The organism is Bartonella sp. CR127HXZ (assembly GCF_042194555.1).
Classification (GTDB): Bacteria; Pseudomonadota; Alphaproteobacteria; order Rhizobiales; family Rhizobiaceae; genus Bartonella; species Bartonella grahamii.
In genome coordinates, this window is the sequence record NZ_JBHIMZ010000095.1 from 1 (window position 1) to 535 (window position 535).

The 535-nt window shown below is 32.5% G+C and carries 1 protein-coding gene; it reads left to right on the forward strand.

The annotated features are described in order from the left end of the window. The coding region (locus ACFIKY_RS09315) for a hypothetical protein (RefSeq protein WP_375661765.1) at positions 1 to 466 on the forward strand (466 nt) is incomplete at its 5' end. Between the last annotated feature and the right edge of the window lie 69 nt (positions 467 to 535).

Below are 535 nucleotides of genomic sequence, written 5' to 3' on the forward strand. Positions count from 1 at the left end.
TATCAACTCTGATACGAATAGAACAGAGGTCATACCTACAATTCACGTCACAGAAAAAATAAAGAAAGAAAATTTTATAGAAATATTTGCTGATGGCATTCAAGCAATTTGTAATTTATCTCGTACAGGACATCGTGCTTTGGTAATAGTTTTAGAAGAATATCAATCTAATAAATCAACAAACGAAGACCCCAGCAGCGTTACCTTAATTTGGTTTGATGGGGGTATAAATGGAAAAAAGCGCGATATGGTCGACAGAACTTTTCACAACGGTTTAAGAGAACTTATACAAAAAGGAATTTTGAAACCAAAATTGCCTAATCAATACTGGGTGAATCCTATTTTGTTATTCAAAGAAGAAAAAGTTGCTTTTATGAAAGAATATCAAATAGAATCATCTTCTACCAAACCGGATATTTCATCCGTTGAACATCAAACAGATCTCGAAGATTTTATAACAAAATAACTTGTGTCATTTATTGTACTGTGTATATTATGGAGCATCTTGATTTAAGCGCGTGAGGGGAAAATAATG